Annotated in this window: 21 protein-coding genes; 14 read left to right on the forward strand and 7 right to left on the reverse strand. The window is 51.6% G+C overall.

All coding sequences use genetic code 11. The features are described 5' to 3' along the window. From HMPREF6485_RS14230 to HMPREF6485_RS06315, 7 genes are all read left to right on the forward strand, one after another. A partial coding sequence (locus HMPREF6485_RS14230) for a hypothetical protein (protein WP_004345478.1) occupies positions 1–209 on the forward strand: 209 nt, incomplete at its 5' end. Positions 210–292: 83 nt separating this feature from the next. Continuing rightward, complete coding sequence (locus HMPREF6485_RS06295) at positions 293–853, forward strand: hypothetical protein (RefSeq protein WP_004345479.1); 561 nt, start codon at positions 293–295, stop codon at positions 851–853. A 37-nt stretch (positions 854–890) separates the two neighbouring features. Then, a complete protein-coding gene (locus HMPREF6485_RS13985; protein WP_155814394.1) occupies positions 891–1256 on the forward strand; it encodes a hypothetical protein in 366 nt (121 codons plus the stop codon). Positions 1257–1543: 287 nt separating this feature from the next. Then, positions 1544–3025 carry an AMP-binding protein gene (locus HMPREF6485_RS06300; protein ID WP_004345480.1) on the forward strand — a complete coding sequence of 494 codons (1482 nt, stop codon included), beginning with the start codon at positions 1544–1546 and terminating at the stop codon, positions 3023–3025. 106 nt (positions 3026–3131) lie between these two features. Next, positions 3132–3377, forward strand: coding sequence for an acyl carrier protein (locus tag HMPREF6485_RS06305; protein WP_004340126.1), 246 nt, complete (start codon positions 3132–3134; stop codon positions 3375–3377). Positions 3378–3393: 16 nt separating this feature from the next. Then, positions 3394–4764, forward strand: coding sequence for an MBOAT family O-acyltransferase (locus tag HMPREF6485_RS06310; RefSeq protein ID WP_004345481.1), 1371 nt, complete (start codon positions 3394–3396; stop codon positions 4762–4764). Positions 4765–4771: 7 nt separating this feature from the next. Then, complete coding sequence (locus HMPREF6485_RS06315) at positions 4772–5782, forward strand: hypothetical protein (RefSeq protein WP_004345482.1); 1011 nt, start codon at positions 4772–4774, stop codon at positions 5780–5782. 256 nt (positions 5783–6038) lie between these two features. On the opposite strand, the gene HMPREF6485_RS06320 is transcribed toward HMPREF6485_RS06315, so the two are convergent. The 3 genes from HMPREF6485_RS06320 to HMPREF6485_RS06330 all read right to left on the reverse strand — a co-directional run bounded on the left by HMPREF6485_RS06320 (position 6039) and on the right by HMPREF6485_RS06330 (position 9783). Further along, entirely contained in the window at positions 6039–7772 is a 1734-nt protein-coding gene (locus HMPREF6485_RS06320; RefSeq protein ID WP_004345483.1) for an acyl-CoA dehydrogenase family protein, read from the reverse strand. A gap of 94 nt (positions 7773–7866) precedes the next feature. Beyond that, positions 7867–8889: an electron transfer flavoprotein subunit alpha/FixB family protein gene (locus HMPREF6485_RS06325; protein WP_004345484.1), complete on the reverse strand. Its 1023-nt coding sequence runs from the start codon at positions 8887–8889 to the stop codon at positions 7867–7869. A 24-nt stretch (positions 8890–8913) separates the two neighbouring features. Then, positions 8914–9783 (reverse strand): electron transfer flavoprotein subunit beta/FixA family protein, encoded by an 870-nt coding sequence (locus HMPREF6485_RS06330; protein WP_004340131.1) that lies wholly within the window; start codon positions 9781–9783, stop codon positions 8914–8916. A gap of 235 nt (positions 9784–10018) precedes the next feature. Here HMPREF6485_RS06330 and dnaG point away from each other — a divergent pair, with 235 nt between their 5' ends. From dnaG to cls, 5 genes are all read left to right on the forward strand, one after another. Continuing rightward, the gene (dnaG, locus tag HMPREF6485_RS06335; protein WP_044125893.1) at positions 10019–11986 is read left to right on the forward strand and encodes a DNA primase; all 1968 of its coding nucleotides are present in this window, start codon (positions 10019–10021) and stop codon (positions 11984–11986) included. A 94-nt stretch (positions 11987–12080) separates the two neighbouring features. After that, on the forward strand, positions 12081–13847 hold the full coding sequence (locus HMPREF6485_RS06340) for a hypothetical protein (protein WP_004345487.1): 1767 nt from the start codon (positions 12081–12083) through the stop codon (positions 13845–13847). 12 nt (positions 13848–13859) lie between these two features. Next, positions 13860–14195, forward strand: coding sequence for a 6-pyruvoyl trahydropterin synthase family protein (locus tag HMPREF6485_RS06345; protein WP_004345488.1), 336 nt, complete (start codon positions 13860–13862; stop codon positions 14193–14195). Further along, a complete protein-coding gene (locus HMPREF6485_RS06350; RefSeq protein WP_004345489.1) occupies positions 14188–14820 on the forward strand; it encodes a 7-carboxy-7-deazaguanine synthase QueE in 633 nt (210 codons plus the stop codon). The genes HMPREF6485_RS06345 and HMPREF6485_RS06350 overlap by 8 nt, the downstream gene beginning before the upstream one ends. Positions 14821–14837: 17 nt before the next feature. After that, entirely contained in the window at positions 14838–16262 is a 1425-nt protein-coding gene (cls, locus tag HMPREF6485_RS06355; protein WP_004340137.1) for a cardiolipin synthase, read from the forward strand. Between the two features lie 314 nt (positions 16263–16576). On the opposite strand, the gene HMPREF6485_RS06360 is transcribed toward cls, so the two are convergent. The 4 genes from HMPREF6485_RS06360 to HMPREF6485_RS06375 all read right to left on the reverse strand — a co-directional run bounded on the left by HMPREF6485_RS06360 (position 16577) and on the right by HMPREF6485_RS06375 (position 19417). After that, positions 16577–17032: a DIP1984 family protein gene (locus HMPREF6485_RS06360; RefSeq protein ID WP_004345491.1), complete on the reverse strand. Its 456-nt coding sequence runs from the start codon at positions 17030–17032 to the stop codon at positions 16577–16579. Positions 17033–17094: 62 nt separating this feature from the next. Then, on the reverse strand, positions 17095–17685 hold the full coding sequence (rsmD, locus tag HMPREF6485_RS06365; protein ID WP_258575510.1) for a 16S rRNA (guanine(966)-N(2))-methyltransferase RsmD: 591 nt from the start codon (positions 17683–17685) through the stop codon (positions 17095–17097). A gap of 16 nt (positions 17686–17701) precedes the next feature. After that, the gene (locus HMPREF6485_RS06370; protein ID WP_004345495.1) at positions 17702–18514 is read right to left on the reverse strand and encodes a DUF3822 family protein; all 813 of its coding nucleotides are present in this window, start codon (positions 18512–18514) and stop codon (positions 17702–17704) included. Between the two features lie 447 nt (positions 18515–18961). Next, positions 18962–19417, reverse strand: a complete 456-nt coding sequence (locus tag HMPREF6485_RS06375) for a hypothetical protein (RefSeq protein WP_248622247.1) — start codon at positions 19415–19417, stop codon at positions 18962–18964. A gap of 239 nt (positions 19418–19656) precedes the next feature. Here HMPREF6485_RS06375 and HMPREF6485_RS06380 point away from each other — a divergent pair, with 239 nt between their 5' ends. Together HMPREF6485_RS06380 and HMPREF6485_RS06390 are read left to right on the forward strand one after the other, a co-directional pair. Continuing rightward, positions 19657–21114 carry an ATP-dependent DNA helicase gene (locus HMPREF6485_RS06380; protein ID WP_004345498.1) on the forward strand — a complete coding sequence of 486 codons (1458 nt, stop codon included), beginning with the start codon at positions 19657–19659 and terminating at the stop codon, positions 21112–21114. Between the two features lie 635 nt (positions 21115–21749). Next, the gene (locus tag HMPREF6485_RS06390; RefSeq protein WP_248622249.1) at positions 21750–22832 is read left to right on the forward strand and encodes a metallophosphoesterase; all 1083 of its coding nucleotides are present in this window, start codon (positions 21750–21752) and stop codon (positions 22830–22832) included. Positions 22833–22901: the final 69 nt, after the last annotated feature.

Below are 22901 nucleotides of genomic sequence, written 5' to 3' on the forward strand. Positions count from 1 at the left end.
TAGCCAGCAGCATGATGCAGGCGTCGTTCGAAGGAAAAAGTGTATGGAAGACTGGTGACTTGAGCCTATTGTCGTCAGCTGCAAGCTATGGCATTGGAAAAATATTCAAAGGGGCAGCTGCAACTTTTGGCAAAGAGCTGTTGCGTGCAGGAGCCCACGGCTTGGCGGCGTTGGTGTTGTCCCAGGAACGATTGTTGGCGGTGCCATAGGAGGGGTAGTCGGAACTTTTGGTGGCGGTTGGTTAGGTACAAGAACTGTGGATATAATTTATGGAATGTAAATGTAGGTGTAAATGATAAACAGCAATAATTTTGAATATTTTTTAAACGCCATACATTATTGTCTTTGGATCGGTGATATGACATTTGGCGATTTTATGGGGAGGGTAGTCAATATACTACTTTCTCCCATACCCAAGTATCTCTTTACGAAAGAATATAAAAAGAAATATTATGAGCGTCGGCAAAGAGAACAAAAAAATATAGATAAGTTTTTCTATGACGAAGAATATGGTTATCATATCGGTTGGGCCCACCATTGGTTTGGTTATTTTTATTCTTGTTATCCGGCTTTTTTGTCATTTATATTACTTGGTATCGTTTTCCGATACTTTGGAAAGGTAAGTTTCCTTGTAATTATATTGACAGTGGCTATTCCCGTTGGAATTTTCTATATTCCAGCCTACCAATCTGTTTTTAGTAAAGATCGCTATCTGAAATACTTCAAGCAGTTTGAAAAAAAAGACAAGCCATGGCATCAGAAGTGGAAAAGGATAACAATTCTGTTCTGTATTGGTGCTATAGCTACAGTGTTTTTGGGGATTGTGGCCATGTGGGGGGTCTTGCTACTATAATCAGGGCTACGAACTGAACCACGAGAAAGAGAAGATAATGGAAAATGGTACGGTAAATGCTATTTGGCTTATAATTTGTGTTGTGGCAAGCAGTGCCAGCCTGTTAATGAATTTCTTTTATCGACCTTACATCTATGGTAATCATCTGTTTGATTATCATATAGCGGATTCTTATTCCAATTTCCTTGCAGTTCCTGCGTGTTTAGGATTGGTATATACTTTTCGACCAGCACCTTTCTGTAGATTTTTAAAAGATGTTATAGCAGTAGTTCTCTTTTTTATCGTATATGAATTTTTAAATTATCCCCATCAGGATATATTTGATATGCTGGCTTCCCTATTAAGTGGAGGGTGTGTATTCTTGCTTTGTAAATATTTCCGGAATTATCTTTTTATAGTGTGAGAGGCGGCATTTGTTCTGATAGGCCGTTTACAGCTTCATTGTTGTAAGAGCGTCTTTCGCCTTAATCTTATGAGATAATGCCATATTGTATGCCACTGTCTAAACACACGATGAGTAGTGGCTGTCGATAGTCTCCGTAAGAAATCCTGATTGATTTTCTTCTAAATAAATGTTAAACTCGGAAATCTCATAGGGGTTTTTCTCATCTTCCGTGTTTAAGTATCAGACAGCAGAAGGAAGAACTCACGTCGATGCCTTGTGCATGGGGCGTAAATAGATAAAGAGGTATGAAGTTTAACGAAACAGTGATGAAAAAGCTGGTACACTCACTCACCGAGGGTGAGGGTGCTCCGGCTTTCTGCATAGAAGACGAGTTTTACAGCTATTGGGAACTGGCTGCATGTGTGGCCCGAATCAGAGGGGCACTGCGCCGGGTGGACGAGAAATACATCGGTCTTGTGGCCAATGACGACTTGGAGACTTACGCCTCCATCTTTGCCCTCTGGATGGAAGGCAAGTGCTACGTGCCCCTCCACCCGCTGCAACCCCTTGGCCGCTGCCTCGACATAGTGGGGCAGGTGGGCATGAAGACGATTCTCGACTCGAGTGAAGAGACACGATATGAGGGCTGTCACGTGGTGATGACGCGCACGCTGGAAGATGGCGATGCGCTGACCGACAAGCCCGTAGAGTGCGCCGACAGCGAGACGGCCTATATCCTCTTCACCTCAGGCACCACCGGACGGCCCAAGGGGGTACCCATCACGCGAGGCAACGTGGCCGCTTTCATGGAAGCCTTTGAGGCACTGGGCATGGAAATCGGGCCGGACGACCGCTGCTTGCAGATGTTCGACCTCACGTTCGACCTCTCCGTGCAGTCTTATCTCATTCCCGTCTTGGCCGGTGCCTGCACCTACACCGTGGCCCCCAACCGCATAAAATATCAGGCCGTGTTTGAGCTGTTGGATGAATACCGGCTCACGTTTGCCATGATGGTGCCATCGGTGATACACTATCTGCGCCCCTACATGGACGAGATAGACGTGCCCGAAATGCGCTATTCGCTTTTTGCCGGCGAGGGACTGCCCGTAGACGACACCGAGTGCTGGAGCCGAAGTGTGCCCTGTGCCGAGGTGTGGAACGTGTACGGGCCCACGGAAGACACCATCTACTGCACCGCCTATCGCTATGAGCGCGAGGAGGAATGTAAGGCTGTGAACGGCATCATGAGCATCGGACGGCCCATGAAAGATGTAGACACATTGATTGTTGATGTAGATTGCAAGGTTGTCGGGACCGGCGAGCGGGGCGAACTCTGCTTGGCCGGTCCGCAACTGACACCCGGCTACTGGCATGACGAGGAGAAAAACCGCCAAGCCTTCTTTCTGCTCGACGGCAAACGATATTACCGCACGGGCGACATCTGCTCCGTAGATGCTGACGGCGACATTGCCTACTATGGGCGGAAGGATTCGCAAATCAAGATTCAGGGTTTCCGCATCGAGTTGAGCGAAATAGAGTGCGTGGCGAGGAAGTTCTTCCACGACGAGGCTGCCGTGGTGGCCCTGCCGGTGTATGATGCCCGCAAGAACTGTTCGATCAGTCTGGCCGTGGAGACCCGCGACCACGACTGTGGTGACAACCTGATGAAGCACATGAAGGCGTTGCTGCCCACCTATATGTTGCCACAGACCATCCACTTCCTTGACCGTTTCCCGCTGAACGTGAACAACAAAATCGACCGGAAGAAGATAGCGCAAATGGTGTGAGGTGGAAGACATCCTCCACACACACTCGCGTTAAGAGAATGACTGACATTTCCCTCAACCACACAAAGAACAAAACTTAAAAGAAGAACAAATAAACAACAGATAAATGGAAAGAAAAGAAATCATGGCCGAGCTGGAGAAAATCTTTGCTGAGGCCTTGCAGGAAGAACAAGTGACACTGACCGACGAAACCACTGCTGCCGATGTGGAGGGATGGGACTCGGTGTCGAACATGATTATCATCAGCGAGGTGGAGAAGCACTTCGGGTTGAAACTGAAATTGCGCGAGATTATACGCATGAAGAATGTGGGCGCACTGTGCGACCTGATAGTGGAAAAGACCAATAAATAGAAACCGGACAACTCGCATGGAGTTTCTCTCGATTCCTTTTGTGGTGTGCCTTGTGCTCACCTTTGTGCTCTACTATATGCGCACCGGCCGCCGTTGGCAACATGGCGTGTTGCTCTTGGCCAGTTGTGTGTTTATAGGCTACTATCATTTGGTCTATCTGCTGTTTGCTTTAGGTATCACGCTCCTGACCTTTTATGCCGGCCTGTGGCTTCACCGCAAGCGTGACACCCGTCTGGCTTCGTGGATATTCGGCGGTTCGGTGGGTGCGCTCGTCGGCATCTGGCTCGTGGCCCGCTACTGGTCGCCGCTCTTCCCGCTGGGCATTTCGTTCTATACTTTTCAGGCCCTGTCCTATTTGATAGAGATATACTGGGACGAAGAACCCGAACGCAGTTTGCCTGACTTCACACTCTACATGCTGCTCTTCATGAAATTTCTCTCCGGGCCCATTGAGCGCGGTTTCGATCTCCTGCCGCAGTTGAAGGCCGGCAAGGCATTCAGCTACGATAGGGTGGTAGACGGCATGAAGGTGGTAGCGTGGGGAGCTTTTCTCAAACTGGTGATTGCCGACCGCATAGCCCCTTCGCTCGACGGGGTGTTCGACGCTCCCCGGGTGGCTTCGGGCATGCAGTTGCTCACGGCCACGATGCTCTATCCCATCCAACTCTATGCCGACTTTGCCGGATACACCTGCATGGCCATCGGCTTCGGGCAGATGTTCGGTTTCCGATTGTCACCCAATTTCAACCGCCCGTTCCTCTCGCAAACCACCGGTGAATTGTGGCGGCGGTGGCACATCTCGCTCTCTTTCTGGGTGCGCGACTATGTGTTCATGCCCCTCTCGGCCGAATTGCGCAACTGGGGGCGGTGGGGTGTCTACGCCACGCTGCTCGTCACGTTTGTCGTGATAGGCGTGTGGCACGGGGCCGGATGGACTTTTGCCCTCTACGGACTGTTCCAAGGTGTCGTGGTGTGCTATGAGACGATGGCAGGGAAGTGGCGTGGTCGGATGCTCGGTCTGCTGCCCCACGGGCTGTCGGCACTGCTCATGCAACTGCGCACCTACCTGCTCTTTGCCCTCTCGCTGCTCTTCTTCAGAGTGGCGAAGGTGGAAGACACCTTTTATATATACCGCCATCTGCTCGACGGTTTCAATACCAACATCAAGGAATTGCGTTTGGGGCTGACCGACTTCTACTGGATAGTCTTTGCCGTGGCCGTGGTGATGATGTTTGCCGGGGAGCAACTCAATGGGCGTTTCGATCTCAAAGCGTGGTCGTGCAGCCGGCCGGCATGGTTGCGATGGTCAATGTATGTAGGCACCGTGGTACTCATATTCCTTTTTGGGGCTTTCGGTGTGGAGAACTTTATCTATATTCAATTCTGAAACAGGCATGAAACAGCATAAAACCATACACCGATTCTATTTTAGGTGCGCTCTGTTGGCACTGCCGTTTCTCCTGTTGGGAGTGCTCTATGTGGTGGAAGACCCCTTCATGGTGTTGCGCCGCTATGCCGACTATGACCATCCCAAGGTGTGCCAGAGTGAGGGCACAGTAAGCTGGCTCAAGTATAAAGCCAATCGCGACAGTATGCACTACGATTCGTTTATCATGGGCTCGTCGTGTACGAAGGCTTTTTCTACAGCCGACTGGAACCAATATATCCACGGCCGTCCGTTCCGCATGTTTTGCAACAACGAAGGGGTGGCCGACCTTTGCCAGAAGCTTGAGGCTCTCGACCGGCAGCCTCATCAGCCCATCCGCCACCTGCTCATTGTGTGTGAAGACCGCTTCTTTGTCAATGCCGACGTGCAAAACGATGTGATGCACGTGATGCCGCCGGAGGTGTCTGGACTGGGCGGGCCGGCCTATCAGGCCATCTTCATGCAAGGTTTTTTCAGTCCCATGTTCTTGGGAAAATACCTCAAGTATCAGCTCACGGGGCACTACGAACCTTCGATGAACGGTGTGATCAACCCGTTCGGACAAACGCACACGCGCTACACCAACGATGCCGTGTTGCCCGACGAACGGAAGATAGCCCGTATGGGCGAGGATTTTTGGCAGAGTGACCATTGGCGCATGGAAAGACGGCGGCACGGGGTGCGCACGGAGAGTCCGCGCACGATATACAGCGGACAGTTGGCAACGCTGCAACGCATCCGCCGCATCTGCCGGAAGCACCGTACGGATGTCAGATTGGTCATCGGGCCCATGTACAACGGCCCGGCGATGAACCGCGAAGATGTGCGTATCTTGCGCAGTCTATTCGGCGAAAAAAAGGTATTGGATGCCTCTGACAGTGCCCATGCCTATCTGTCGGACTATCACAACTTCTATGACGGGGCGCACTATCGCGTCGGTATCGGAAAGAAATTGCTCAGAGAGTTATATTGTATATAGTGATTATGATCGGATTGGATCTATGTGAATAGGTCTGTTCCCACTTATGTTTGTTCCAATTTTTTTAAACTCCCGCTGTCGGTTTTGAGACAGTGGGAGTTTGCTTTTGTCTGCGGTGATGGTGGAGGCTGTGTGGTGGGAGAGAAGTCCGGCGGGTGTGGAGCAAAGAAAAAGGCGTGTCCGCTGTCGGACACGCCTGATGGGTGAGTTGGCTTTTTGCGGTCTTTCAATGACGAGAGGCCGCGATAGGCGTTTCTTATTCGCCTGCTTCGGCTTCTTGCTCTACGGCACGGAAAGACGGAAGGTCTTCAGCCTTGAAGTTGTTCACGTAGGCGGCTTTGCCGAGAACGTTCTCTTCCGCCATGCGGACGTACACCTCGGCACTCTTTCCGAAGAGTTCGGGGGCACGCGAAGCGTCGTCGATGATGAGCAGCGACATGATGATTTCGGTCGTCATGTCGTAGAGGCGGCGACCGAGGAAATCGTGCAACTCTTGGTTGTCGGCCTCTTTCACATGGTTGACAGCCTCCTCGTAGAGAGCCACCAACTTGGCTACGCGGCTCCGGAGCGGTTGCAGACTGTCACAAACGGGGGCTTCGAGCATCTCCTTGATGATGGAGAGGTAGGTGCCATTGGTGATGTAGCGGATGGCGGCAACCACCTGAAGCTGTGTCGTGCCTTCATAGATGGAGAAAATGCGGGCGTCGCGGAACAGTCGCTGACTCTTATACTCCATGATGAAGCCCGACCCGCCGTGGATGCTGATGGCATCGTAGGCGTTCTGGTTGGCATATTCAGAGTTCATGCCCTTTGCCAGTGGCGTGAACGCATCGGCCAGACGATTGTATTTTTTCATCTCTGCACGCTCCTCGGCATCGAGCTTGCGGTCGCGTGAGATGTCTTCCAGAGCTTTGTAGATGTCCACGTAGCGGGCGGTTTGGTAGAGCAGTGAGCGGCCTGCGTCAAGTTTGGCTTTCATGCGAGAAAGCATATCGTAGACGGCAGGGAAGTGGATGATCTTCTGTCCGAACTGCGCACGCTCTTTGGCATAGGCCAGTCCTTCGTTGTAAGCCTCCTGTTCTACACCCACACTTTGGGCGGCAATGCCCAGTCGGGCACCGTTCATCAGTGCCATGACATACTTGATGAGGCCCATGCGTGTGTTGCCGCAAAGTTCGGCCTTGGCATTCTTGTAGACCAGTTCGCAGGTAGGCGAACCGTGGATGCCGAGCTTGTTCTCGATGTGGCGCACGTTTACGCCGCCATCACGTTTGTCATAGATGAACATGGACAGGCCGCGCCCGTCTTTGGTTCCTTCTTCGGAGCGGGCCAGAACGAGGTGGATGTCGGAGTCTCCGTTGGTGATGAAACGCTTCACGCCGTTTAGCCGCCAGCAGTTTTCTGCCTCGTCGAAAGTCGCTTTCAGCATCACGCGCTGCAAGTCAGAGCCGGCATCGGGCTCGGTCAAGTCCATCGACATGGTTTCTCCGGCACAGATGCGGGGGATGTACTTCTTGCACTGTTCTTCGGAACCGAACTCATAGAGGGTGTCAATACAACTCTGAAGACTCCAGATGTTCTGAAATCCACCGTCGGCAGCGGCAATGATTTCACTCAACATGGAGAAAGTGACATTGGGCAGGTTCAGTCCGCCGTAGCGGCGCGGCATGGAAACGCCCCAAAGTCCGGCCTTGCGGGTGGCATCGATGTTCTCAACGGTCTTGCCGGCATAGATCATGCGCCCGTTCTCAAGATGCGGGCCTTCCAGATCAACGGCCTCTGCATTGGGTTCAATGATATTGGCTGCCACATCGCCTGTGATGTCAAGGATGCGCTTATAGTTCTCGATGGCATCCTCATAATTTACGGGAGCATCTTCAAATTGGTCTTTGTCTGCATAGTTGCGCTCTTTGAGATCAACGATGCGCTTCATCAACGGATGGTTCAGGTGGAACGCTATCTCCGGATGGTCGGTATAGTAATTTGCCATAGTTGTTTTAAAAGCCTTATCCCCGTCCCCTCTCCGAGGGGGAGAAGGGAGTGAACGGCCTTGTGGGAAGGCCGGGGAGGAGTTTTTTATTTTTTTACTTACTATTCTGCTTATAATACTTAATGAGTTTCGGAACAACGTCTTCTACAGTTCCGTTGATCACATAGTCGGCAATTTGGTTGATGGGGGCATCAGGATCGCTATTGATGGAAATGATGATGCCCGAGTCCTGCATACCGGCGATGTGCTGTATCTGTCCGGAGATGCCACAGGCAATATACACCTTGGGATGAACTGTTACGCCCGTTTGGCCAATCTGCCGGTCGTGGTCGATCCAGCCCGCATCCACAGCGGCACGGCTGGCTCCCACCTCTCCGTGGAGTTCCTTTGCCAGTTGGAAGAGCTTGTCGAATCCTTCCTTACTGCCCACGCCGTAACCTCCAGCGACGACGATGGGAGCACCTTTCAGGTTGTGCTTGGCTGCCTCTACATGCCGATCGATGACCTTCACTACATAGTCAGCTGTGGGCACATATTTGGCTGTGTCGGCATAAACCACTTCTCCTTTGGCTTTACCCTCGTAAAGGGCTTTCTGCATGACACCCGAACGCACGGTAGCCATTTGTGGGCGATGGTCGGGATTGACAATAGTGGCAACGATGTTGCCCCCGAAAGCCGGACGAATCTGATAGAGCAGATTTTCATAGTGCTTACCGGTTTTCTTTTCGTCGTAGTCTCCTATTTCCAGTTGTGTGCAGTCGGCTGTGAGTCCGCTGGTCAGTGACGAACTCACACGCGGGCCGAGATCTCGCCCGATAACTGTTGCCCCCATGAGGCAAATTTGCGGTTTCTCCTCTTTGAAGAGGTTGACGAGAATGTCGGTATGGGGAGCGGAAGTGTATGGGAACAACCCTTCCGCATCGAAAACAAACAATTTATCCACACCGTAAGGGAGAACCTGCTCCTCCACTTGACCTTTGATGCCTGTTCCGGCAACAATGGCATGGAGTTCCACACCCAGTTCGTTGGCGAGCTTGCGGCCCTTGGTGAGCAGTTCTTGAGATACTTCGGCAACGGAAGTGCCTTCGATCTCGCAATATACAAATACGTTATTCATAAAATCTTAGTACACCGTTTTTAGTTAACCGATAATCTTTTCGTCAATAAGTTCCTTCACGAGGTTTTCCACATCAGCGTCAGCCGAGGTAAGAGTCTTGCTCTCTTTGGCTTGGAACACGATATTCTGTACAGCTTTCACCTTGGTGGGCGAACCGCTCAGACCACACTGCTGCGGATCTCCGTTTACATCGGCCACACTCCATTGGTTGAGCGTGAGGTAAGGCCGCTCGTCGTAGAGGTTGCTCCAAGGTTCGTTGCCCTTGCGCTCCATGGGACAAGTGGCATACTTGTATTTCATCACGAGCTTGGCGTTGCAGGGGCGGCAAGGGGCGGCCGAGCCGTTCACGGTGATAACAACCGGCAGCGGAGCCTCGACCGTTTCCACGCCACCGTCGATGTGACGGCGAATCGTAGCGATGCCGTTTTCGATTTTCAAAATTTCTTCAGCGTATGTCACTTGATTCAATCCCAACTTCTGGGCTACCTGCGGTCCCACCTGTGCCGTGTCTCCGTCGATGGCCTGACGACCGCCAATGACGATATCCACATCGCCAATTTTCTTGATGGCCATAGCCAAGGCATAGGAAGTGGCCAGTGTGTCGGCACCTGCAAAGAGACGGTCGGTGAGCAGCCAGCCGGTGTCGGCACCGCGGTAAAGTCCCTGACGGATGATTTCGCCCGCACGTGGAGGCCCCATTGTGAGCACTCCGACAGTAGATCCGGGGTGCAGCTCTTTCAGTCGGAGGGCCTGTTCCAATGCGTTCAAATCTTCAGGATTGAAAATGGCAGGCAAAGCGGCGCGGTTGACAGTCCCTTCGGCTGTCATGGCGTCTTTGCCCACGTTTCTTGTGTCTGGTACCTGCTTGGCAAGTACTACGATTTTTAAACTCATAAAACGATATCAATTATATATGTAATATTGCAAGGGTTAGATCGGTGTAAAACAGTAAAAATACGGTCGCAAAAATACTTCTTTTTTACCTGTTGAGCAAATAAAAAGGTTTAAAATTGCACAACGAGATGGTTTTTGCGCACAAAAGGAGTGAATTGTGCATCGTTTCAATTAAAAACTTTTAATGCCGTTGCCGTTATCCAACTTTTTCGTACCTTTGCATATATAATAAGGTATGATAGATAGAGCTACAATAGATAGAATCATGGATGCCACCAATATTGTAGATGTGGTGTCCGAATATGTGTCGTTGCGGAAACGTGGGGTCAACTATGTGGGCCTTTGTCCGTTCCACAACGACTCCCATCCTTCTTTCTCCGTGTCGCCGAGTCGTGGCATTTGCCATTGTTTCACGTGCGGAAAAGGAGGCAACGCCGTCAATTTTCTGATGGAGTTGGAGCAGATGACTTATCCTGATGCGCTACGCTGGTTGGCCCGGAAATACAATATCGAAGTGCGGGAACGGGAACTTTCCGATGAAGAAAAGAAACGCGAAAACGAACGGGAGTCGATGTTCATCGTCAACGAGTGGGCCGCCAAGTATTTCCAGCAGATTCTCCATGAAGATGTCGACGGAATGGCCATCGGTATGCAATACTTTCGCAGCCGCGGTTTTCGGGACGATATCATCCGCAAGTTTCAGTTGGGCTTCGCACCCAATCAGCGTGATGCTCTCTCACAGGCAGCTGTTAAGCATGGTTATCAAGCCGAGTTCCTGATCAAAACCGGACTTTGTTATCAGCGCGATGGCGGTGGATTGGTGGACCGTTTTGCCGGCCGGGCCATTTTCCCTTGGATAGGGGTGAGTGGAAAGGTGGTGGCTTTTGGTGGGCGTGTGCTCGACTCAAGAACAAAAGGTGTGAGTCAGAAGTATGTCAATTCGCCCGACTCGGAGGTCTATCACAAGGAGCGCGAGCTCTATGGCATCTATCAGGCCAAGAAGGCTATCGCCAAAGAAGACTGCGTTTATATGGTGGAGGGCTACACGGATGTGATTTCGATGCACCAATGCGGCATCGAGAATGTGGTGGCCAATTCGGGAACGGCCCTCAGCAACTATCAGATACGCATGCTCCATCGGTTCACCAACAATATCGTGTTGCTCTACGACGGCGATGCGGCCGGTATCCATGCAGCTATGCGTGGTACGGATATGTTGCTTTCTGAAGGTATGAACATTAAGGTTTTGCTCTTGCCCGACGGTAACGATCCTGACAGTTTCGCACGAAATCATACGGCTGCCGATTTCAAAAGCTACATTGAGGAACACCAGACCGACTTCATACAGTTTAAGACCAATCTGTTGCTGAAAGGTGTCACCGACCCCATTAAGCGTTCGGAAGCCATCAACTCTATTGTGGAGAGCATTTCACTCATCACCGACCAGATAGTCCGGGCCGCCTATATCCATGACTGCGCACAGCGGTTGGGCATCAACGAGGCCACGCTCATCAGTCAGATGAACCGCTTTATCCGTAACGGAAAAGACGAGCGGCAGAAGGCAGAGATGCGGTCGGCGGGTTTGCAGCAGGCTCCCGGCGAACCGTCGGTACCGGGAGCGGTCGAGTCTCGTCCGGCAATAGAGGCTGCAAAAACCACACAGGAAAAGGAGGTGGAACGCATGATCATTCAAATGGTGTTCAGGCATGGGGATGAACTGATCAGCGTAGATGCCAATGGCGGTGAGGGGGAGACTGAAACAGTTACACTCCCTGTGGCCCAATACATCTATTACGACTTGGAGGCCGACGGCCTGAAGTTCAAAAATGACACTTACAACCGTGTGCTCACAGAATGTGTCGACCATCTTGATGATGAAACTTTCAAGGCTGAGAACTATTTTTTACGTCATCACGATCCGGAAATCAGTAAGTTGGCCGTTGAGATGAGTGTGGACAAAGTGCCTATGCCCAAAAACGTGCAGACACAACCGAGCGAAGACAAGCTGCGCAATGAGGTTGTCCGCTTGGTTCTCGACTTCCGGATGAACTATGTGGAGGGGCATCTTGAACAACTGAAACGGGATATCCTTCGCCATGCCGACGACAACGATAAGATGATGGCATTGATGGAAGAATACAAGAATATGCAGATTATCCGCAACAACTTGGCCCGCCATTTGGGCAGCAACATCGTGCTTTAGTCTTTGACCTCTGATGCGGGAAACAAGTGTTGTGCTCTTTTCCGCTTATGTCAAGTGACTTCTCCTTTAACTCTTAAATATTGAGACTTTACGCATGGAGGAAATTTTGTTAAACGTATTGGTGTTTCTGCTGCTTGCAACTATCTTGGTTGCGGTTTTTTGGTTCTATGGTCTGCCTCTCTACAGAATATGGAACCAACATAGTCGTATCCGTAAAGACATCGACAAGATAGACCAGACGGCCAATCAGCGAATCATCAAGGCTGCACTGCGTGAACTCAACTGTAAAGGAACATGGGTCACTGATGGTAACGACCGGGTGGTAAAGTTTGATTTCCAGCGTGGACATTTTCGTTTGCGGGTGAGACGTGGTACACCCTATGTGCGCTTGCTCTATCTTTTCTTTTGTGACACGTCGGCGGAGAACATCGATCTGGTGAGACAACTTTGTAACCAAACCAATATCAATGCAGATGGGCTCACGGCCTGTTACACATTCAACGAGAAGGAGAATGTGGTCGATGTGCATTTCTATGCCGGACTGTTGCTTGACGAACAAAGGGCTGCCAGTATGCTCAAGCATGTAATGATAGATGCATTTTCTTGGCAGAATGCTTTTGTCCGCAAGTTGGAAGAGGGTGTCGAACATGCCAAGCGAGCAGGTATGTTCGACTTTGAGACGGAACATCAGCAGTTTGAACGTGAATTATTCCTTATCCGTGAACAGGAGATGGCACATCAGCAGACGCCCGGCAGTTGGCGTGCCGGGGAAGACGCACCCCTCACGCTGCACCTATGGATGGAAGTGGCCATGCAGCTGCATGAGACGGTTCCCGTGGCATTGACTGTTGACGGACAAACTGTTGAAGCCGATGACCGGCTGAATCTTGCCGAGATGCTCATCGCTGGCAGAAAGTTTGTCAAGACCGAGGCCACGTTGTCCTATACTTTCTATCAGGCATCCGACTTGACGCGCGAGCGTTCTTTGGTGATCCATCTGTTGGCACTGCCCGGCTGTCAGCAGACGCTCTACTTCCGCATCACGGCGACGCTTGTCCCCCTTTCCATACAGCCTCGTTACCCGAAGGGCAATATTCAGGCGCAGCCACTTACGCGTTCGGCTCTTGCTGCCTACGACCTGTCTTCGCCCGACGAGCGTCTGCAAGAGTTTCGTTATCATTGGAAAGAGGCCCAAGCCAAACTTATGGGTGGGAGCGAGGAAAAACTTTCACCCGACGAGCGCATTCTCAGCGAATGCCTCAATCCTCAAGTGGGCCACGCCGTCTATCGCGGTCGGCAACTTTTCTTGTCTGAGCGCTATGTCGAAGCACTTCCGTGGCTGGAAAACGCTTTCCGACTGACGCAGAATGCTTACGAGAAAATGCCGCCCGCAGCGCGTGAACATTTCTATGAGGTGTGCTATTGCATAGGCTTTGCCTATTGCCAGTTGGAGCAATACGACAAGGCCTACTTCTACCTCAACCTCATTTTCGGGCTCAATCGGGTGACTTATACCGAGGCTTTTGTCAACTGCCTTGTCAACAGCAATGACTTTCGGGCTGTGACTGTCATCGACACATTGCTCGCCGAGGTGACACGCGGTATGGAAGAAGGGGTTGAGAAAGCAGTTTATGCAGTAGGTTTCCGCAACTTTCTGTTGCGCCGGAAAGCCACACTGCTCATCCGCCGTCACCTTTATACCGCTGCCGAAGTGTTGCTCAAAGCTTTGCTCAATGAGCCTGACAGTAGCGATTATGCCCTCAATGAATTGGCTCTTCTGCAGAAAATCAGGGCTGTCGATCTGGAGGATAAGGCTACCGGCAGACAAAATACAAAACAAACAGAAGAACAGGAAAAATAAAAGCAAAATTTTATGTTTTACGTACAGAAGACATTGGAGATATCGGCAAGTCATCACCTTTCACTTTCCTATGAGAGTAAATGCACACGCATTCATGGTCATAATTGGAAGATCACAGTCTTTTGTAAGGCCCGTGAACTGAATGCCGACGGTATGGTGGTGGACTTCACGCTCATCAAGCAGAAGATTAAGGAACCTCTCGACCATGCCGATCTTAACGAAGTGCTCCCTTTCAACCCCACGGCAGAGAACATTGCACGGTGGGTGACGGAACAGATACCTCTGTGCTATAAGGCCGTGGTGCAGGAGAGTGAAGGCAATATTGCCATCTACGAAAAAGATGAGTAGAGCCATGAAACGCTATCGCATCAACGAGATATTCTATTCTTTACAGGGAGAAGGGCGCAACACAGGACGTGCAGCCGTGTTTGTGCGATTCAGCGGATGCAATCTTGCGTGTTCTTTCTGTGACACCGATTTTAGGGCCTACCGTGAGATGACTTCCGATGAGGTGGTCAATACCGTTAAAGGGATTTTGCCCTCATTTGTTGACAATCGGTCGGGAGAGGGCGTGGGGACAGCTCGTAGTAGCGTGCTTGTGGTCTTGACCGGGGGAGAGCCCACTTTACAAGTAGACTTCGACTTGATTGATGCCCTGCATCATGCCGGTTTTCCGGAAGTGGCAATGGAGTCGAACGGGACGAAGGAACCTCCTCCCAATCTTGACTGGCTCACGGTGTCTCCCAAAGAACAGGTGTCTGTCAACCGCTGCAATGAACTGAAATGCCTTTTCGATGAGTCCGGCAGGGCGGATGATTGCGGCATCAGAGCTGACTTTTATTATCTCCAGCCTTGCGACACGGGCGACCCTGTGCGCAATGCCGAGATCATTGCTGCCTGTACCGAGTACATCAAACAGCATCCCAAGTGGCAGCTGTCGTTGCAAACTCACAAGCTGATTGGTTTCAAATAGAAAGGCAACTTGAGCGTATGGTTTACTTGCATTGGATGATTCTCGCCGTCTATGTCGTCGTGATTGTAGCCACGATGACAGCTGTGCTGATGGACAACCGTCAGCCGGTGAAGACCATGGCTTGGCTGATGGTGCTCGTATTCCTGCCCGTGGTGGGCATTGTGCTCTATTTCTTCTTCGGTCAGAACATACGCAAAGAGCGCATGATCAGTCAGCGCAGTATGGATCAGCTCACCAAGCGCTCCATGCTCGAATTTGCCGAACAGCAGAACCTCCATATTCCCGAAAACCAGCTTCCGCTGATGAGGCTTTTCGCCAATCAGAACTTTGCGTTGCCGTTCAAGGACAACAATGTGGAAATCTACACCTCGGGCTATGAGTTTTTCCCCGCCTTGTTGGCAGACATAGCCCGGGCAGTTCATCACATTCATCTCTCCACCTACATTATTGAAGACGACCCCTTGGGCAATCTCGTGGCCGATGCACTCATCGCCAAGGCTCGTGAGGGGGTGGAGGTTCGGCTCATCTACGACGATGTGGGCTGTTGGCGTGTGCGTGACAGCTTTTTTGAGCGTCTGCGTGACAATGGGCTTGATGTCCATTCGTTCATGCCTGTGAAGTTTCCTGCTTTCACGAGCAAGGTGAACTACCGCAACCACCGCAAACTCTGTGTTGTCGACGGTCGTGTAGGATTCATCGGTGGCATGAACATCGCCATGCGCTATGTCAAGGGAACCCGCCGTTATGCCTGGCGCGACACCCATCTGCGCATAGAGGGTGGAGGGGTATATGCCATTCAGCGCACTTTTTTGGTAGACTGGTATTTTGTCGATCGCACCCTTCTCACCAAGCGTCTCTATTATCCCGATGTCTCGCCCACCATCAATAACGACTGCCTCATGCAGGTGGTCACGAGCAGTCCGGTCACACCTTGGCCCGACATCATGCAGGGCTACGTGCGCATTCTCTTGCAGGCTAAGTATTATGTCTATATGGAGACCCCCTATTTCCTGCCCACCGAGCCTATTCTTTTTGCCATGCGCACAGCGGCATTGGGTGGCGTGGATGTGCGACTGATGATTCCCCTCCACTCCGATGCCAAACTGGTGGAGTGGGCCAGCCGGTCATACGTGCTCGAAACGATTGAGGCGGGCGTGAAAATCTACTTTTACGAAGCGGGCTTCAACCATTCCAAGTTTCTTGTAAGCGACGACACGGTGGCCACCTGTGGCAGCACCAATGTCGACTTTCGCAGTTTTGAAAACAATTTTGAAGCCAACGCCTTCTTCTATGGCAAGGAAATGGCTTTGCGCCTGAAGACTGTTTTCCTTGATGACCAGCAGCACTGCCAGCTCATTGAAGAGGTGACCGACATCAGCCACCGGCCGTTTCTCACCCGTTTATGGGAATCGCTCGTGCGCTTGTTGAGTCCGTTGTTGTGAATGGAATTAGAGGAAGTGAAGAATGTGGATACCGCGTTGCGCAGGCATGGCTAAGTTGCAAGGGGGAAGAGAGTGAAAAGTCCCGGTAGCCGGTTTGTTGGAGAGAAAGAGAAAGGCCAAGACCTCACCGTGTGTGGTCAGCTGACGGTAGTGCTCGGTGCGCATTGCCCGGTGTATGCGTGTACAGTCGTGCTGAACCTGAATCGTAATAGATGCCGGTTGGCATCGTGCCGTTGGTTCCGTGCGGCTGTGAATGCATGGAGATGCTTGTTTTTAGCTCGCTCCACGTTGGGTGGGTCTTGGCCTAAAGGTTTTTATTCAGCCAATTCGGTTGTGAAGTTGGCCGATTGTATTTTGTAGTCGAGTTCGCGCAATTCTTTTGCCAGTTTATCTATTTGTTTGCCAAGTTGTTTGACATCTACATTCGTCACCAGTTTTATCTCCGTGCGGCTATATCTGTCCTGTGTTTCCGTGGCTTTGTCAAACACACTGCGCAGTACATTGATTTTAGTTGTGAACATGTCCCGTTGGGCCAGTAGTTCGGTGAGCGTCCGACCGTCGATGCCGATTTCCATATTGGTCTTGTTGATGTAGAAGACCAAGGTCTCCAACCGGGCCAGACTGTCGTCAAGTTCGGTAAACAGTTCGGTCGGCTGTTCGGCCGGTTCGTCTCCTTCCTGTGTTTTTACACTGTTGAGCAAGCGTGCCTTGATTTGCTCTACACGCTTTTGCAAGTCTTTTCTGATGCTGAGTGCTTCTGCTAGTTTCATTGCCTTTTCTTTTAATGGTTTCTACCTCTTCCGGATAGAAGCGGGTGGATGCCTCGTGCCCGTCACTCTCTATCTCCGGTGGTTTCTTCTGTCCGGGCTACACGAAACAGGGAGAAATTCACACTGCCATAACTCCGATGTTCCACAAAGTTGGGATGGCTGGAGAAATCGTTTCTCTTGCCATGCTCAAAAACAAGCAAGCCTTCCGGTTCCAGCAGGTCGTATTGGAACACGAGGTCGGGTATTGTGGCCAATTCGGTTAGGGTATAGGGCGGGTCGGCGAAAATGAAGTCAAATTTCCGGTGGCATGATTTCATGAATCGGAATACATCGCCACGTACGAGGATGTCACGCTCCGTGCCCAATTTTTGCATACACCGGCGTATGAAGTTGGCGTGGTCGCGATCGGCTTCCACGCTCACCACTTGCCGGCAACCGCGCGAGATGAGCTCAAGCGAGATGCTGCCCGTGCCGGCAAAGAGGTCGAGTGCCGATGCACCGTCAAGAGCGAGGTAGCCTTGCAGCACATTAAAGATGTTCTCTTTGGCAAAGTCGGTTGTGGGTCGGGCCTTGAATGTACGAGGAATGTCGAAATGTCTTCCTTTATATTCTCCTGTGATGATGCGCATGTCAGGTGATAGGTGGTGGGTGATAGGTGTGTTAAGATAATCAGTTCCGTTTCACGTAGAGCGAGAGCAGGTCGAAGGGCAGACCTTTGATTTGTGTTATCGGTGCCCGGTTGAACTCTGCCGACGGATTGATGATGTAGACTTTTTGCAGATAGCGGCGCAAGTCGGCCAGCATGTCATCTTTGGCAGGCATTTCGCCCACGAGGTGCAACTCGTCTTTGTGGGTGTCCAGTCCCATCTGTTTCCACACGTAGAGCATGAAATAGATGGCATCTTTGGCATGGGAAGCCTCAAAGCTGTTGGTAAACTTGAAGCGGTTTTTGTCGAAACTGAAGATGTCGAGTTGTTTGTTGTGGAAATACGCATAGAGCTTGCGGTAAGTTCCGGTGAAACTCCTCACGTGCAGATGGTTCCACACGGGCAGCATGAGAGGCAGATAGCGCACATCGCTGAAGTTGTCTTCAATGACGATGTGCAGGTCTTTGCCAATGGAAAAGGCTGCCACGGCATTGAGGTCGGGCAGCACAGTGTGGAGCACCACGTCGTTGTCATAGCCGATGAACGAATGTCGGTAGAGTGTGGCGATGCTGTCTTCGCCAAACTCGTCTGTCGGCACCATGAGCACCGGTGTGTCTATCATCACCTGTGCTTTGCCGAAGTCGTTTTGTGGTAACTCACACTCTTTCAGTGCTTCCCGCAGATTGGCGGCGAGCGACATACCGCTTTTCACGGTGTAGGGCTCATAGCACACCTGCTTCTCGCTCTCTTTGTCCAAAGCCGAGAAAGCTATCGTCTTGCGGCTGAGGCGAATGGTCAGCCGAGGCTTTTTAGTGGTTGTCGGTTCTTTATCCATATATGGTTATTCGGCTTTTTCTATTAGAATGGTGTGGCAAAGTCCCGCATTACGGATCGCACAATTATATAGGGAGGATATTATCCTTGCTTTCTATTTTTGTTTTATTCGGGCTTGTTTTGGAAGAAGTCAACGAAGTCATCAAAGTCGCGGATAACGTCGGTAATATTCGGATTGTTTCTCTGAACGATAACAGCAGCGTTATTGTTTATGCATCTCCTCAAACTCACGTTCCGTCTTTTCCACCCATTAGTGTTTGCGTTTCATCATTTTGCGCAAGGCTTCCGCCGCTTCGTCGCGGTTGCGGTATTTTACAGTTTCGTATTTCATGCTTTGCTCGTTATTGATATTCGACAACAAATATACAACATTTCCCCAACATAGCCAAATCGAAAGGATTTTAGTTTTCTGTCATGGTGCGTGGAAATTGTTTAGGGACCGTCCGGATTATTGTGTGCCATTGGTGTCCCCGATGCTCACTCCCGGAAACTTTCCTGCCGCCATGGCATCGTCTATCAGTCGTTTAATGTGATTTTCGTCGAGTCCGTTCAGATAGGCTTCGTAAGGAGCCGAACATTCCACAAGGGGCCGTCGGTGTCCTGTCGGAGATACATCTACTGTGGCTTGCAGGACGAATCGTTGACCGTTGGAGTAGGGAATGAATTGCAGGGAGTCAGCCAGCAACTTCTCGGCGGTGAGCTGCCGAAAGTCGGCCGTGTAGACCCCATGCTTTTGCAGATAGCCTTTTTCGGCCTGCCCGATGAGCCGTATGCGCTCTATGACGGCCGTTTCGCGTGCTTTCCGCTTACGGTCGAATCGCAACGGGCGGTTCACACTCACAAAGGCGGCCACGGCAAGGGCCACAATACAGAAGGACAATATGTAATTATTGCTAATTTTCATTTGCATCTTAGCATTATTTCGTAACTTTGCAAAGTTACGAAAATGTTTGCAAACAGATTCACTAAATGAGGAAAAGGTTTTCTTTTAAGGAGTTAAGGGAGTGAAGGAGTGAAAGGGAGTTAAGATAAATAGCCTTATTTCCTAGAATACAAGGAATATAAACACCTATGCCGTTGTCTTATTCCCTTTCACTCCTTCACTCCCTTAACTCCTTAAAAAATCCTCCCCTCCGGGAAAGAATGATCATCGACGAGCTACGATACCAGATACTCCGGCAGTTTGCCTTTGACCCCACGGCCGAGCAGGACGCGGCTATCACGGTCTTTGCCCGTTTTCTCACCGACCGCCATCCGCAGACGGTGATGATTCTGCGCGGGTCGGCCGGCACGGGAAAGACTTCGCTTGCCGGGGCCATTGTGCGAACGATGGTGGCACTCCGGCAGAAGGTGATGCTGCTCGCACCCACCGGCAGGGCCGCCAAGGTGTTTGCGCTCAACAGTGGTCATGCCGCCTTCACCATCCACCGGCGCATCTATCGCGAAAGGGCCTATTCGGGCATCGGCGGCCGGTTCAACCTCAACGACAACCTCCATCAAGACACTTTATTTATAATAGACGAGGCCTCAATGGTGTCGGCCGGTTCCGGTTTCACGGACGGAAACAGCATGTTTGGCAGCGGCAATCTGCTCGACGACTTGGTGGGCTTTGTCTACTCGGGGCGCAACGACCGCCTGCTGCTCATCGGCGATCGGGCACAGTTGCCCCCGGTGGGAGAGGAGGAGGCTCCGGCACTGAGTGGCGAAGTGCTGGAAGGCTACGGACTGAAAGTGTATGAGTGCGACCTCAACGAGGTGTTGCGCCAGAGCAGCACTTCGGGCATCCTCTACAATGCCACCGTCATTCGCCGGATGATAACCCATGACGAGGCCACGCAGTTGCCGAAGATACGCTTCCGGGGCTTTGCCGACATCAGCATGGAACTCATCGAGGCACTGGCCACGAGCTACACTGAGGTGGGGCAGGACGAAACGATGGTCATCACGCGCAGCAACAAGCGCGCCAACATCTACAATCAGGGTATCCGCAATGCCGTGCTTGACCGCGAGGATGAGCTCTGTACGGGTGACATGCTGATGATCGTGAAGAACAACTATAGTCTCACTGCGCCCTCGCGGTCCGGCGAGGAGCGCGACAGCCGGGCTCCCTCGTTCTTGGCCAATGGCGACAGAGCCAAGGTGTTGCGCGTGAGAAACGTGCGCCAACTCTACGGCTTCCGTTTTGCTGACACATGGTTGCAGTTTCCCGACTATGACGACTACGAGCTCCGGGCCACCGTCATCCTTGACACGCTCACCTCCGAGGCTCCCGCACTGACCCGCGAACAGAGCGAACGGCTCTTCAACGGCATCATGGAAGACTATGCCGACTTGCCACTGAAGAAAGACCGCATGGACAAGTTGCGCAGCGACAGCCATTTCAATGCTCTGCAAGTGAAGTTCGGTTATGCCGTCACCTGCCATAAGGCGCAGGGCGGACAGTGGGCGCATATCTATCTCGACCAAGGTTACATGACCGACGACATGCTCACGCCCGACTACATCCACTGGCTCTACACGGCTTTTACCCGCGCTTCGGAAAAACTCTTTCTCGTGAACTGGCCCAAGACACAGACCGACGGTGACGTGGAAGCGGAATAAAACGGAAAGGCCGGGAGGAAGGCGCGGACAGGCGGGAAACTCGCAAGCGCCGTCAAGCGGAGGTGACGGAACGGTGTAAACTTATTTGAGTGCCGATTTGGATTCGGCTGAAAAAAGCAGTATCTTTGTAGTGGAGGAGTGCCGGAGGGTGCTCCTTTTTTCATGCCTTTTGGTCAAGCACTGTTGCCAAAGGGGCTTCCTGACCTTGCGAAAGGGGCCGTTTGGCCGTCTGACTGTGGCTCTTTGGGCTTCTGACTGTGGCTCTTTGGCAAAGTCATCCGGGCCCTTCGGCAACCCGACTTGGCTTTTGCCGGCTTTCCGTCGGGGCTTGCCCGAAAGCCCATGTCAAAAAGATTGATTTTCTTACTATACATCGTCGTGTGGCAATGTTTTTTTCTTGTAAATGCAGCGGAAGTCCTTTGCCACCGCCATTCCGGGGAAAGAAAAATGGAATGCGTGCAGTTTTGTGCTTCGGAATATCCGGAATTTGTTACGCTTCTACCCTCCCTCTTGACTCTTCGTCCGTTTTCCACCATCTGTGGGCAGATTCTGTAATAGTGGTAGTTTTTTCTTTTGAGCGGATGGAGAGGCTTTCGCAAAAACTTCTTACCTTTGCACCCATGAGATCATATTGGATGTTATTGTTTCTCCTTATCCCCCTGTCGGGATTGGGATATTCGCTGTGGCGCACTTGGACCATTCTGCCACTCGCGCCGATATATAAATGGATGGTGCTGGGAGTGATGCTGCTGTGCTTTGTCTGTTTCTTCCTCAACTTCGCTTGGGGACTCGACGACAAGCCCATGCCGGTGGCCATCGGCATGTATGAGGTGGGTAACTCCACGATTTTCATTCTGCTTTATCTCATGATGATCTACCTTCTGCTCGACCTCGGGCGGCTGGTTCATCTCGTGCCGCCGTCGTTTGTGACCGGCAGCGTGAGAGGGTCGCTCGCTGTGGTGGGTCTCTTGGCGGTGTTGTTCACCTATGGCTATTTCCACTATCAGGACAAAGTGAGGCAGGAAATCACCCTCGCCACCTCGAAACCGCTCCCGCGGCCACTGAAGATGGTGATGCTGAGCGATTTGCATCTGGGCTATCACAACCGCGTGGGGGAGTTTCGACGTTGGGTGAAACTCATCAACGACGAGCATCCCGACCTTGTGCTTATCGGCGGAGACATCATCGATGGCAGCATACGCGCACTCAACGAGCAGGGCATGGCGGCGGAGTTTCGCAAGCTCAATGCACCCGTCTACGCCTGTCTGGGCAACCACGAGTATTATAGCGGCAACAGCAAGGCGCAGCAGTTCTATCGTGAAGCAGGCATCCATCTGCTCATCGACTCCGTGATTACCGTCGACGGCATCAACATCGTGGGGCGGGACGACCGCACCAACAGCCGGCGAGCCTCGTTGCAAACGCTTGCCGGGAAGATGGACAAGTCAAAATATACCATCCTGCTCGACCACCAGCCCTACCACTTGGAGGAGGCTGAGAAGGCCGGTATAGACTTCCAGTTGAGCGGACACACCCACTACGGGCAGGTGTGGCCCATATCATGGATAGAAGATGTTATCTATGAAGATGCTTACGGACCGCTGACAAAGGGGCGCACGCAGTATTTCGTCACCAGTGGCATCGGCATTTGGGGCGGAAAATTCCGCATCGGCACTCGCTCGGAATATCTGGTGGCGACGCTCGCCAACAGTGACTGATGGGCGCGGAAGGGAGCTTTCTTCTTGTCTCTCTCAGGAGCGAATCGGCGAAAAGAGGATAGGAGGTTC

The sequence above is a fragment of the Segatella buccae ATCC 33574 genome, from assembly GCF_000184945.1.
GTDB classification, from domain to species: Bacteria; Bacteroidota; Bacteroidia; order Bacteroidales; family Bacteroidaceae; genus Prevotella; species Prevotella buccae.